This is a genomic window from Shimazuella kribbensis DSM 45090 (assembly GCF_000428065.1).
GTDB lineage: Bacteria > Bacillota > Bacilli > Thermoactinomycetales > Thermoactinomycetaceae > Shimazuella > Shimazuella kribbensis.
In genome coordinates, this window is sequence record NZ_ATZF01000006.1 from 200,699 (window position 1) to 213,618 (window position 12,920).

11 protein-coding genes are annotated in these 12,920 nt (G+C 40.9%); 4 read left to right on the forward strand and 7 right to left on the reverse strand.

Annotated features, from left to right (window positions below; translation table 11 throughout):
• Positions 1 to 110: 110 nt before the first annotated feature.
• The 3 genes from sigG to spoIIGA all read right to left on the reverse strand — a co-directional run bounded on the left by sigG (position 111) and on the right by spoIIGA (position 3,016).
• Positions 111 to 887 carry an RNA polymerase sporulation sigma factor SigG gene (gene sigG / locus A3GQ_RS0111345; protein WP_028777145.1) on the reverse strand — a complete coding sequence of 259 codons (777 nt, stop codon included), beginning with the start codon at positions 885 to 887 and terminating at the stop codon, positions 111 to 113.
• Positions 888 to 1,362: 475 nt separating this feature from the next.
• Positions 1,363 to 2,085, reverse strand: coding sequence for an RNA polymerase sporulation sigma factor SigE (sigE, locus tag A3GQ_RS0111350; RefSeq protein WP_028777146.1), 723 nt, complete (start codon positions 2,083 to 2,085; stop codon positions 1,363 to 1,365).
• A 22-nt stretch (positions 2,086 to 2,107) separates the two neighbouring features.
• Positions 2,108 to 3,016: a sigma-E processing peptidase SpoIIGA gene (spoIIGA, locus tag A3GQ_RS0111355; protein ID WP_083964203.1), complete on the reverse strand. Its 909-nt coding sequence runs from the start codon at positions 3,014 to 3,016 to the stop codon at positions 2,108 to 2,110.
• Between the two features lie 312 nt (positions 3,017 to 3,328).
• Between spoIIGA and A3GQ_RS26980 the strand changes: the two genes are divergently transcribed.
• A complete protein-coding gene (locus A3GQ_RS26980; RefSeq protein ID WP_156877671.1) occupies positions 3,329 to 4,636 on the forward strand; it encodes a hypothetical protein in 1,308 nt (435 codons plus the stop codon).
• A 696-nt stretch (positions 4,637 to 5,332) separates the two neighbouring features.
• On the opposite strand, the gene A3GQ_RS0111370 is transcribed toward A3GQ_RS26980, so the two are convergent.
• Positions 5,333 to 5,704 carry a winged helix-turn-helix transcriptional regulator gene (locus tag A3GQ_RS0111370; protein WP_028777150.1) on the reverse strand — a complete coding sequence of 124 codons (372 nt, stop codon included), beginning with the start codon at positions 5,702 to 5,704 and terminating at the stop codon, positions 5,333 to 5,335.
• A gap of 61 nt (positions 5,705 to 5,765) precedes the next feature.
• Here A3GQ_RS0111370 and A3GQ_RS0111375 point away from each other — a divergent pair, with 61 nt between their 5' ends.
• The 3 genes from A3GQ_RS0111375 to A3GQ_RS0111385 all read left to right on the forward strand — a co-directional run bounded on the left by A3GQ_RS0111375 (position 5,766) and on the right by A3GQ_RS0111385 (position 9,154).
• Complete coding sequence (locus A3GQ_RS0111375) at positions 5,766 to 6,779, forward strand: zinc-dependent alcohol dehydrogenase family protein (protein ID WP_028777151.1); 1,014 nt, start codon at positions 5,766 to 5,768, stop codon at positions 6,777 to 6,779.
• Between the two features lie 144 nt (positions 6,780 to 6,923).
• A complete protein-coding gene (locus A3GQ_RS0111380; RefSeq protein ID WP_245596773.1) occupies positions 6,924 to 8,198 on the forward strand; it encodes an SGNH/GDSL hydrolase family protein in 1,275 nt (424 codons plus the stop codon).
• A gap of 398 nt (positions 8,199 to 8,596) precedes the next feature.
• On the forward strand, positions 8,597 to 9,154 hold the full coding sequence (locus A3GQ_RS0111385) for an HD domain-containing protein (RefSeq protein ID WP_051271636.1): 558 nt from the start codon (positions 8,597 to 8,599) through the stop codon (positions 9,152 to 9,154).
• A 276-nt stretch (positions 9,155 to 9,430) separates the two neighbouring features.
• On the opposite strand, the gene A3GQ_RS27835 is transcribed toward A3GQ_RS0111385, so the two are convergent.
• The 3 genes from A3GQ_RS27835 to ftsA all read right to left on the reverse strand — a co-directional run bounded on the left by A3GQ_RS27835 (position 9,431) and on the right by ftsA (position 12,860).
• On the reverse strand, positions 9,431 to 10,159 hold the full coding sequence (locus tag A3GQ_RS27835) for a hypothetical protein (protein ID WP_051271639.1): 729 nt from the start codon (positions 10,157 to 10,159) through the stop codon (positions 9,431 to 9,433).
• Between the two features lie 294 nt (positions 10,160 to 10,453).
• Positions 10,454 to 11,608, reverse strand: a complete 1,155-nt coding sequence (ftsZ, locus tag A3GQ_RS0111405) for a cell division protein FtsZ (protein WP_028777155.1) — start codon at positions 11,606 to 11,608, stop codon at positions 10,454 to 10,456.
• A gap of 16 nt (positions 11,609 to 11,624) precedes the next feature.
• Positions 11,625 to 12,860 carry a cell division protein FtsA gene (gene ftsA / locus A3GQ_RS0111410; RefSeq protein ID WP_037464688.1) on the reverse strand — a complete coding sequence of 412 codons (1,236 nt, stop codon included), beginning with the start codon at positions 12,858 to 12,860 and terminating at the stop codon, positions 11,625 to 11,627.
• Positions 12,861 to 12,920 lie beyond the last annotated feature (60 nt).

Genomic DNA, 12,920 nt, shown 5'->3' on the forward strand with positions numbered 1-12,920 from the left:
TTTTGAATAGTTTCGTTGCTGCTCAGTTTGTAAGTTACATTTATATACTTTATCTTGAGATTGGACAAAACATCCAATATGATTTTATGTATTCATTTCATCACAAATGATTAGGTAACATAACGATGCATTTGGTGAATAGCTGCTTTTTCTAATCGTGAAACTTGAGCTTGGGAAATCCCTATCTCATCCGCCACTTCCATCTGGGTTTTACCTTCAAAAAAACGCATAGATAAGATCATTTTTTCTCGATCGTTCAACCTAGCAAGTGCTTCTTTTAAAGCAATTTCTTCAACCCATTGAATATCTTTTGCTTTTTCATCGCTGATCTGATCCATCACATAGATCGGATCTCCTCCATCTTGAAAAACCGGTTCAAACAAAGATACTGGATCTTGGATAGCATCCAATGCAAAAACAACATCTTCTTTTGGCACTCCTAGTGCTTTGGATATTTCATTCACAGTGGGTTCACGAGAATGACGATTGGTAAGGCTGTCCCTCATTTGAAGAGCTTTATAGGCAATATCTCGCAAAGATCTGGACACACGAATAGGATTATTATCCCTTAAATAACGACGGATTTCGCCGATAATCATCGGAACAGCATAGGTGGAAAACTTGACGTTTTGACCCAAATCAAAATTGTCGATTGCCTTCATCAAACCAATACAACCCACTTGAAATAGATCATCTACGCACTCTCCACGGTTATGGAAACGCTGAATCACACTAAGAACCAAACGAAGATTTCCACTCACTAGTTTTTCTCGTGAATCGATATCTCCTGCTTGATACTCGCGAAACAGCTCTCTCATTTCCTGATTTTTTAGGACCGGTAATTTGGATGTATCTACTCCACAAATTTCTACTTTGTTTCGCGCCAAGAAAAGTCCCTCCTCAGGATGAAATCATGTTAAGTATCTCCTTTGGAGGGGAAATTATAATAGATAGGTACAAAATGTAAATTTACAGATTTTTGCTGAATGAAAGCCTATGGTGTTCAAAACCACAAATAAAAAGTTACAAGAACAACAAATATTTTGTATAGTGGAACATACGATCGGTGATCGTCCTACTAGTTAGTAGGTTTGTTCTTTGAAAATGTAGTGGTATGGGGTTGCGATGGCAAAAGAACATCTCCTATCGTGTAAAACCATTAGAGTCAGGAAAGAACTAGAATGCTGGTTACAGGCATTCCGCCCATGCGGGTACATTTTTAACTGCATGGGACGGGCTGATGAGACAGCCCTTAACTTGGGAGTCGCACAAAGCAGAAATGGATTGCGTGCGCTAACTACCTAAGAATCCCATAGCTTAAGTCGTGTGGAGTCTCAATAATTTGTTTTAGTACTCTTTTCCCTAAACCATCTTATTAAATTCTTTGCGCAATCGTTTGATGATTCGCTTTTCTAGGCGAGAAATATAAGATTGCGAAATGCCCAACATATCTGCCACATCTTTTTGTGTCTTCTCTTCTCCCCCATTTAATCCAAAACGCAAAATCATAATTTTCCGCTCGCGCTCAGATAAACTTTCTAGAGCCGTACGTAAAATCTTTTTATCTACTTGATCTTCGATATCTCGGTAAATCGTATCATTTTCGGTACCAAGAATATCGGATAACAACAATTCATTCCCATCCCAATCTGTATTGAGCGGTTCGTCAAAGGATACTTCCGACCGAATCTTATTGTTACGACGAAGAAACATGAGTATCTCGTTTTCAATACATCGAGATGCATATGTTGCCAACTTGATTTTTTTAGTCGGATCAAAGGTATTCACAGCTTTGATCAAACCTATGGTACCAATCGAAACTAGATCTTCAATATTGATTCCTGTGTTTTCAAATTTGCGAGCAATATAAACGACCAAACGCAAATTCCGTTCGATTAACATTGCACGTACAGCTGCATCACCACTTGGAAGTCGTACGAGTAAATGTTCTTCTTCTTCTCTTGATAACGGTGGTGGTAAGGCCTCACTGCCTCCGATATAATAAATCTCTTTCCCTCTTAGTCCCATTTGTATGAGTAAACGGTACCAGAACAGTTGTGCAAATAGTCTCCATTTGACCAACATATCATTACCTCCATTTTTCAAACTAACTAACAATGGATAAACAAGAAGGATGAATAATCGCTTGATAGGAACCATCGGTAGATAATTCTCCGACATCTATTCCTATGAGAATTTTTCCGACATTATTCCATTGACTATCTTTCCATATTTCCACTTGATCGGGTTTAAAAGCGATCATCATATCGCTGTCATTTCTTGCCGCTCGATATGGAATGATACGTATTTTGACCATCCACTCTGGTGGGATTTCCGACCAACTCTGTTCCCAATCTTTTGAAAGAAACATTTTGTGGACTTCTTCTGGTAGATATTCCATCAATTGTTTCATTTCTACTAGCATAACAGGCGCCCGTGAGATAGGATCTCTCAGTTGATTTCCGGTATCGACTAGTCCCGTGCATTCAAAACTATTCCCTTGTATCTGAATTTTGACGGCAGTCATATACTGTTCAATCTGATCACGTTCTTTCATGGACTGGAAAGAGAATTTCGTATACAGCCAGACAAGTGGAAAACCAACCATAATAAATACCCAAGAAACAGGGGAACCCCAACCTTTTGTTTCGGTGAATAAAATCCCCCCAGCTACTTGCGAATCTCCTTCTACTACATAGTGCAAGGCAACCATTGCACCACCTGTTACAAAACAAACAAAATAGAAAACTCCTAATGTACGAAGAAATGCGATCGGATTTCGGTATCCAAATACGATCCAAATCATCAAAATCGAGGACAAGATCTTAACCGGAAGTGTGTAAGCAAAAGTAAAATTTGGCCATAGATGGAGAGTGGCATACAATCCTCCAATGAACGATGCAAAGAGCAGACGCAATATTGATGTCCTCTCCTTCCGTATGCCAGAGGTTAGCCATAGCAAGAGAAAGTCGATACAACCATTTAATATAAATACGACATCTGCATAAACAACCAGCTAGTCCCTCTCCTCTCCCTCGACCTTTGTAAGCAGTATAAAAGATATATATTGCTAAGTCTGTTGAAACTTGCCTAACTATTTTTGTTTCTTTTGGCGAAAAAAGAAAACGTTCGACATAGGATGGCAAAACCAGAGCAGATGCCAAAATAAATAACCTATTATAATGTCCTCATCTATAAGTAAAACCAGACAAATGATAAATAAAAGAAACAAAAATATCTTTTTTGCTAATTTATATTTACTAATATTCGATATAATGTTGATAAGAAAAACCGAAACCAACCTTCAACCTTTGGAGTAGTGGTCAACATGCTTCGACTCGACCAGATCAGCGTCTGGAAGTTCCTCGCCGACGGTAAGCTCAACTCGGCACTCTACACGGCCGTCGAGAGCGGACTCGACTGGTCCCTCATGCGGTTCGTGATGAGCAACTACAAGCACCCGCTTGTCCGCGGCTTCATCTGCTCCCGCCTGTTCTACAGCGAGAAGGCGATCGGCATCCTGCTGGACAACCTCCAGGGCAAGACGAAGGAGGTTCGCCGGTTCCTCCTGAACACCCGCTATGAGCGGGAAACCCGGGAGTTCCTGCTGAAGAACCTGAGCGACCCCCGCGTCCAGCGCTTCCTGCTGGAAATCTGGGAAGAGAAGGACATCAGCTGGCTCGTGCTGGGGAACCTCGTACCCGAGGGGTACCAGAACTTCGATCCCGAGGCCGTCCAGCAGTTCGTGCTGGCGAACCTCGACAACGAGTCGGTTCGGACGTCCGTGGTGGCTCACCTCGATGTCGAGGCCGTTCGATGCCTCCTGCTCGACAACCTGCTCGACGACGAGACTGTCGAGACGTTCATGGCAGAATGCCTCCACGAGGAGGAGCTCCAGCGGTTCGTGCTGGACTACCTGAAGGGCAACAGTTACGATTACTACGACCGTCGTGAGTACAGGCAGTCGCTCGTGGTGCAGTTCCTGCTGAACAACCTCGGTGTCGAGGCCGTTCGGCAGTTCATCATCGACTACCTCGTCATGGAGCAGTTCGACGAGCGATGTGCGGAAAAGCAGCTCATCCAGCAGTTCGTGCTGGATAACATCAGGAACGAGTCTGTCCGCCAGTTCCTGCTGGAGTGTCTCGACAAGAAGGCCGTCCAGCAGTTCGTGCTGGACAACCATCTCGCCAACAGGGACATCTACGAACTCGTACTGGACAACATCAACGAGGAGTCTGTAGCGAAGTTCGTAGTGGATAACTTCGACGACAAGGACATCCACTGCTTTGTGAACGCGAACCTCTACAAGGAGGCCGTCAAGGTGTTCGTGGTGGACAACCTCCACAACAGCTCGATTGCTCGGTTCGCATCAGGGGAGATCTGGACGCTCACTGCGGTCCTGCGAGACAACCTCGACCAAGAGCACGTTGTGAAGTTCCTGATCGACAGTGTCCACCTTCCGGAGGGAGAGCACTTCGTACTTAAGCACATCGAACATATGCTCCCGCACCTGAAGGCGTCCCTCAAGGATACTTCGTTCGCGTCGTACGGTCCGAACTACCTTCGACGATCCGATCGAGTCTTCATGTTCTGCCAGAAGTACTCTGGCCAGCCGTCTGTGAATCAGGCGAACTGATCGTATCACAACTCCACCAGAAAGGTTGGATTCATCCCTTCCCTGGGAGTACACTTTGCAGTGTGCTCCTGAGGGAAGGGCACACTATCTTTAAAATAATTTACAAAAATTACATAATTTGTGATTTAGGTACATGTATACAGATATTAAGTTCGAGTAGATGTATATATAAAACATTTAACTATTAATTTATATTGATATGGATTGACTCCCGTTTTTTATTTAGACTCCCTATCCTCATAAAATCCCTTCATTACCAGCTTCTCTGACACCGTTCCTTGCTCTTCCAGTTAAACACTCTAGCATTATGCCTATTTGTGATAGGAATACACAATAGAGCCATACACCATTTGCGAAAATCTACTAAGATCCCCTTGTTTGACGACTAATTTACTGGTTTCTTTTAATTCGAAGACAACTTATTTTCTATACTGATGAATCCGCCCTTCAAATGATTAGATCAGATGAGATACTATTGGATCTAATATAAAACCCATAGCTAATGGGAAAACTATTATTTTTTTATCTCTCCTTTTGCTTGCGTGTCAAAAAAGGCACTTTAAAGTGGTCTACCTACTTTAAAGTGCCTTCTTACATGCCTTATTAAATTGATTTATTATCAACTCATAGCAAACAAACATCAGTAACCAATTGGAGAATAAAACATGAGTAAATTATAGAAAAACTAAACAGTAATCATTTCGTCTCTTGATCAAAAGCTCTTCTTGCATCTAATACATCATCATAGTGAGCTTCCGTCCATTGGTGCAAAGCTCTCATCGGTTCCATTAGCGTTTTTCCTAAAGGAGTCAATTCATACTCAACAGTTGGAGGAACAGTTGGATAAACAAAACGAGCTACCAACCCATCTCTTTCTAACTGCCGTAAAGTCTGAGTCAACATTTTTTGTGTCACACCTACTACTTGCTTTTTGAGATCACTATATCTCTTTTTACCAGTTTCTAATTCATAAAATACGACCACTGTCCATTTATTAGAGACAACTTCAAGAGCACGACGATAATGACAGGGTGATTCGACTTCATGATGAAAAGCTAAATTACTCATTATTTTAACTCCTTTCATTATCATTAAAAAACAAAAAATTATTAATAAGGAGCATATTCCTATGAAAACTTTTGAAATAAAACAAACATTTGGCCTGGATTCTCTAGTCGCAGGTGAACGTTCCATTCCTGTACCTGGTTCCCACGAAGTATTGATTCGCTTGGATGCAGTATCCTTAAATTATAGAGATTTGAGCGTCATCAAAGGAATTTTCAACCCTGATCAATCGCTACCGCTGATTCCTGTTTCTGATGGTGTCGGAAAAGTCATGGAACTAGGTGAACAAGTCAGCCGAGTGAAAAAGGGAGATCGAGTTAGCGCGAACTATGCCCAAAAATGGATTTCTGGCACACCAAATAGCGAGCAGTTATATAGCACCATCGGAAGCCCAACAGATGGACTTTTAGCTGAATACGCCATTGTACATGAAGACGCACTAGTATTGATTCCAGAACACCTGACTGATGAAGAAGCTTCCACTCTCCCAATTGCTGGAGTCACTGCTTGGCATGCGATTGTCGCGGAAGGAAAAGTCAAGGCAGGAGATACGGTAGTTATTCAAGGTACAGGAAGTGTGTCTTTGTTTGCACTCCAGTTTGCAAAACTACATGGTGCTAAAGTGATCATTACTTCCAGTAATGACGAAAAACTTGTTGAGACTAAAAAACTAGGTGCTGACTTTGGTATTAATTATAGTACGAATCCTGACTGGGATAAAGCAGTGCTAGCGTACACGAATGGAATAGGTGCAGACCATGTACTCGATGTCGGCGGTGCACATACAATCAATAAATCGATCTCAGCAATACGAATCGGCGGAAGAGTAAGTATGGTAGGTAATTTAACTGGGATCATAGCTCCAGAATTTAATATTTTGGCCGTTATGCTGAAAAAACCAACCATCCAAGGGATTAACGGAGGAAGCCGAAAAATGTTTGAAGCCATGAATCAAGCTATTGCTCAAAATAAACTTCATCCTGTCATTGATCGTGTCTTTCCGTTTGAACAATCGATCGAAGCTTTCCGCTATCAAGATAAAGAAAATCAATTTGGGAAAATAGTTATTAAGTTTTAATATAGATTTTGAGACAACATCTGTCCATTTGTTTAGATAAAATCAAAAAAATTAAAATATAGCCTAATATAATGACATAGTGAAGAAACACGGGATGGATTCGAAGTTTCCTTCACTATGTCAACCTCACAAAGGAAGATAATAATGAATATAAAAATAAAAAATCCTATGAAATACTTGCTCACTTTTATAGTAGGTTGTCTACTAATAAGTTCATTAATAGGTTTCTCATCACTTCAATCAGCACCTGATAATAGGAACAATCAAGGTCAATGGGTCGGATCTTGGTATGCTAGTCAAATGCCTTTTGATACGAATTTTTTCACCTATACATTCCCTCAAAAACTATTCAATAAACAAACGATACGTATGGTGATTCATCCACATCAGGCTGGGTCAAGCTTACGGCTGAAGTTTTCGAATCTATATGGAAGTGAACCCTTATACTTGGGTAACGTAGATATTGCTCAGTATGATACAGCTGGAAATATTGTTAGAAATACAAATAAGCAAGTTACATTTCAAGGCCATAAGGAAGTTACAATCCCTGCTGGGAAAGAATTATATAGCGATGAAATGGCTTATCCTGTAAAGGAAAGTCAAGATTTAGCCGTTAGTATATATATCCCAAAACAAACAAATACGTCGACATGGCACTTTACACCATCTCAAACCACGTATGTTGCTGAAGGTAATCATACGAAAGATTACAGCGGAGCAGCTTTTAATACGAAACTGCACTCCTACTACTGGCTTTCTGGTTTAGATGTGAAAGTAGGAAACAAGAAAACCACTTCCATCATAGCATTTGGGGATTCCATTACAGAAGGAATCAACTCTTCATTAGATGGAAATCATCGCTATACAGATTTCCTAGATGAACGTCTAGACAAAGATAAACGTTATAAACATATCTCTGTTTTAAATACAGGAATATCAGGCAATCAAATCCTTAGAAATGGATCAGAGTTTGGGATAAAAGTAGCAGGGGAAAACATGATATCTCGTTTGGAAAGAGATGTTTTCTCCCAATCTGGTGTAAGTGACATCATTTTTCTTGGAGGTATCAATGATATCGGTTTAGGAAGTTCAGATGCTAACCAAATCATTACTGGAATGAAAAAAATAGCATCAAAAGCACATCAAAAGAACTTACGTATTTATATTGGAACGCTTATACCGATGAAAAATTCACCTATCTACACTAAAGAAAATGAACAAACCCGACAAACGGTGAATAAATGGATTCGATCAAATAAAATATTCGATGGGGTTATTGATTTTGACAAAGTGTTGGCAGACCCAAAAAATCCAGATCAAATGCTCCCTGCATATGATAGTGGTGATCATCTCCATCCAAATGATGCAGGAAACGAAGCGATGGCAAAATCCATACCACTAAATCTATTTTTAAGATAAGAAATATTGTTGATCTTGCTCCAACTCACTGTCAGCTTCATAGATTTGTAGGAGATAATGCTAGACTACTCCCTTTTAAAAAATATTTACTCAACATGACAAAAGCACTCGTGAATAGGAGTGCTTTTGTTATGTCACCAATTACTTGATTAGATTCTACTTACTTAATGGCAATAATCATCCACTAATATAGTTTTATTGAGTGTGGCAAACTGACCAAACATTTTTTTCCCTATACAAAAAAAGCTGAGATTATAATTAAATTATCCATTTCTTCCTATGCAAAATATCCACCCCTAACTGGATATGCATTACGCTTTAGATAAGTATAAAAATAATAGCATGAATACAGATAAAACTCCTTTCATGACATAAAAGATGGAAAGATGAGGTGTAGAATGATAGCTCACAATCATCAAGGTTTTATGATCATTCATAATCTCATCACTAATAGAAAAATGCCTGCTCGATTACTTACGCATCTAACAACCGTACATGAAGTTGCTCATTCTATCCTTGCTTGGATGGAGAAAACTTATCCTCAAATAAGCATAGACAGAGAAGCTATCCTTTTTGGAGCTATTACACACGACATCGGGAAAATAAAGGCTAAAGAAGAAATAAACAAACTGGGTTCTACTCATGAGCAACTTGGATACGAATTGATGCTTGAATATGGAATTACACCAGAACTAGCACGCTTTACTTATACTCACTCGCAATGGATGAGAGCAGATACAAAGTTAGAAGATTGGATTGTAAGTTTAGCAGATAAAGTGTGGAAGGGAAAAAGAGTAGCGGAAATAGAAGAACGTATCATCAATCATATTCATGAGATTACCAATCAACAAGAATGGGAAATATTTTTAAAGCTAGATGATCTACTCCAAAAAATTACAAAAGATGCACATCAAAGATTACTAACGCAAGCAAGCCAAAGTATTTCTACAAACTGATGCAATATCAGTTTCTTTACCTTTTTGCGGGACAATCCTGCTATAATTTTAAAACGACGTGAAAGTATTCTTCACGTCGTTTTTTAGATATGTCCCAATGTTGTTACTAAGTCGCTAGTATATGCAGAGAAAAATTAGTTAATAAGAACCATCATAAAAGAATCTATGTTAACTTTGTTGTTTTTCTGGCGGACAAACAGAAAAGCATCTGTTTGCCCGTTTTGGGACATAGAAACTCAAATCAGTCTGCCCCAAGGTTGACCCAGTTAACGGTAATTACTTCACCGGATCGTGGGTCTTCTCGAAGAGTTCCCCTTCGTGTACAAAGAAGCCATTGGTCCCAGCATTGGGCAGAACGTAGTCGTTCACCCGAATCAGATTGTCTCCCTTGTGGTGTCCGATGTAGGGCTTGCCATCGACCACGACAACACTGCCGTTGGAAAATTCGTTCACCTGATCCAGGTTGTCCCCTGTGTACTTAATCGCTTCAACGAGGATCGGCTTCTTTCGGTACTTGATGCCGCCCTTCCAGTCGTAGCGTTCCGCGATGACGAAAGCAGGAACAGGGTAGAACTCACCCCCGACACCCTTGATAACGTAGTCCTGGTCTTCAAGGATCTTGTCACCCTCGAGGGTGACAATGTAGTATCGACCGCCTTCAGACTTAAAGTTCTCCTGGCCGACGAACTCCTTGATCTCGTCGAGGTTGCTGCCAGTGTACTGGACAGCCTCGATGTCGAAAACCTTCTTCCGGAACTGTCCCATGGTTACCTCCGATGTCGAAGGGACATTACGCTTGCCTGACATGAACTCGAGGTATTCCTCGAGCTGCTTTTCCTGGCGACGGAGATACGCCGTCCACTCTTCCTTTTGCTTCATCATCCAGACGTCGCAACGAAGGAGGGTTGCGATCGGAGAGAACAGCTTCAGCAGCAACAACACAAATTTGCTGAGTTTGATCTCCGAACGGCAATGAGCGAGAGCATCCGCTGCAGAAAAGGACATTTTTTGGTGCTCCTCTAGTCAGAAGTTACGGATCTTCTTACTCTCCTATTATACAAAAATATTTTTAAATATTGAATATTTATCCGAATTCAAAAACTATCCTTGATATTTATCAGAATCCACAAGAATATAATCCTCAGCAAAAAATTCCTTTAACGCTCTATTTGGAATCTAACATGCTTTTATTTATGACATTCGCTTATATTCTTGGATTAAAATGGAGCTTTGCTATCACACATAATTCAAATGAAAAAACACCCAATTTGGCTCCATTGAGTGTTTTTCCATACAAATCTACTTTTTAAATTGATTACGCAAAAACGTAGGAATTTCGTAGCTTTCGTCAATGACAGGATTGGTGTTTTTGTTGTTGTTTTTTTCTTCGTTCTGCAGGCGGATATTGTTATGTTTAAACAGTGGAGTAAACTCACTTTCCCGCTCATGGAAAATGGGTTTCTTCGATTGGGCGGTACCGCCAGATTCTTGGGTTTGATTATCAAAACCTGTTGCGATAACGGTTACTAAAATTTCATCTTTGAGATCTTCATTGATCACAGCACCGAAAATCATGTTTACTTCTGCATGGGATGCTTGTGTCACAATATCCGCTGCTTCGTTCACTTCATATAGGCTTAGATTTGCTCCGCCAGTGATATTCATCAATACCCCACGTGCTCCATTGATCGATGTTTCTAGCAAGGGACTACAGATGGCTTTTTTCGCTGCTTCTGTTGCTCTGTTTTCACCAGCAGCAGTTCCAATTCCCATTAAGGCAGAACCGCGTTCCGTCATAATGGTTTTCACATCCGCAAAGTCTAGGTTGATGAGTCCTGGTACAGCGATCAAATCAGAAATACCTTGTACACCTTGACGAAGAACATTATCGGCTTCACGGAAAGCTTCTATCATAGGTGTATTTTTATCTACAATCTCTAACAATCTATCATTTGGAATAACAATCAAGGTATCCACATTTTCTTTTAGAGAAGCAACACCTGTCTCTGCTTGAACCGAACGTTTTCTACCCTCAAAACTAAACGGCTTCGTCACTACACCTACTGTCAGTGACCCTAGTTCGCGAGCGATAAGCGCGATTTCAGGAGCAGCTCCAGTCCCAGTTCCTCCGCCCATACCTGCAGTGACAAATACCATATCTGCACCACGGAGTACGTTTTCAATTTGCTCCCGACTCTCTTCTGCTGCCTTCTTCCCAACTTCAGGCTTTGCTCCTGCTCCTAGTCCACGAGTTAACTTTTCTCCAATTTGCAATTTGATTGGTGCTTTTGAGCGGTTTAAAGCTTGTGCGTCTGTATTAACGGCAATAAATTCTACCCCTTGCACACCTGCGTCGATCATTCGATTGACAGCATTGCTTCCGCCACCTCCCACACCAATTACTTTAATCTGTGCGATTTGTTCAATATCGAACTCTAAGTCAAAACCCAGCATGGTATTCCCTCCAACACTATATAAATTCGCTTAACCAATTTTTCATCCTTTGAAAAGCAGAGACCCTCTTCTTCTCTTTTGTGCGGGGTGCTGTTTCGCTACGGGATGGTTTGTTCACTAAAATACTCCCCTGCTTGGCTAAATGATGAACCATGCTCACACTTGCTAAAAAAGCAGGCGTTGAAATGGAAGTTTCTTTTGATCTAGCAATACGAACTCCTTGACCTAACTGGGATTTAGCTGCTTCTAGCAAATAGGGAGTTTCCGTTACTCCACCTACTAGCACATAACCACCGGCAGGTTCATGGGTAAAACCCATTGCTTTGACTTGCTGATTGATCAACTGGAAAATCTCCATAATACGTGGTTCCATAATTTGTGCAAGTTCGAGCTGTGAAGAATATCGTTCTTTACCTGCCATCATCTGAATCGGAATAGATTCTCTTTTGTCTGCATGTGCTTTTACTGCAATCCCATGTTTACACTTCAACTCTTCGGCAACTTCTTTTTGGGTTTGGAGGACGTACACTAAATCAGTAGTGATATATTCTCCACCCATGGGAATAACTGCTGTTCCAGCTAGATTCCCTTGGGAATAAAATGCTAATTTAATTGTTCCGTTACCGATATCGGCTAGAACAACTCCTAAATTTTTCTCATCCGATGTCAGGGTAAACTCACTAATAGAAAGTGGCAAAAAGACAAATCCTGCCATATGTAGAGAAGCTTTTTCTATACAGCGGTAAACGTTGTGGACAACCGTCTTTGATCCAGTAATCACCATGGCATCCACTTCTAAACGAACACCAACCATACCTATTGGATCACGAATCTCTGCGATTCCATCCACAATAAACTGTTTCGAAACTACTTCTATAATAACGCGCTCTGGTGGAAGTGCAATCACTTTTGTTGCTTGTAATACACGTTCCACATCCTCAGCACCGATTTCTCGATCTTGATTTAAAGCCGCGACCACACCATGGCTGTGTTGGATAGAAATATGATTACCAGATAAACCCACATAAACATCCGTAATCTCTATTCCTACCATTTGCTCTGCTTGTTCTATCGCTTTGCGTATTGCCCCTGCAGCTTGCTCAATGTCGATGATGGCTCCTTTTTTTATTCCGGCAGACATAGCAGTACCAACACCGACGATAGGAAATGTTCCATTCTTCGTTAATTCCGCAACCACAACACGTACTTGCGAAGTTCCAATATCTAACGTTACCAAATATCCATTGCTCATGTCTTGGGCACCTCCTTGCCCGAAGAGTATGGAAAAGCGGGATAGGATAGTATCTCTTCC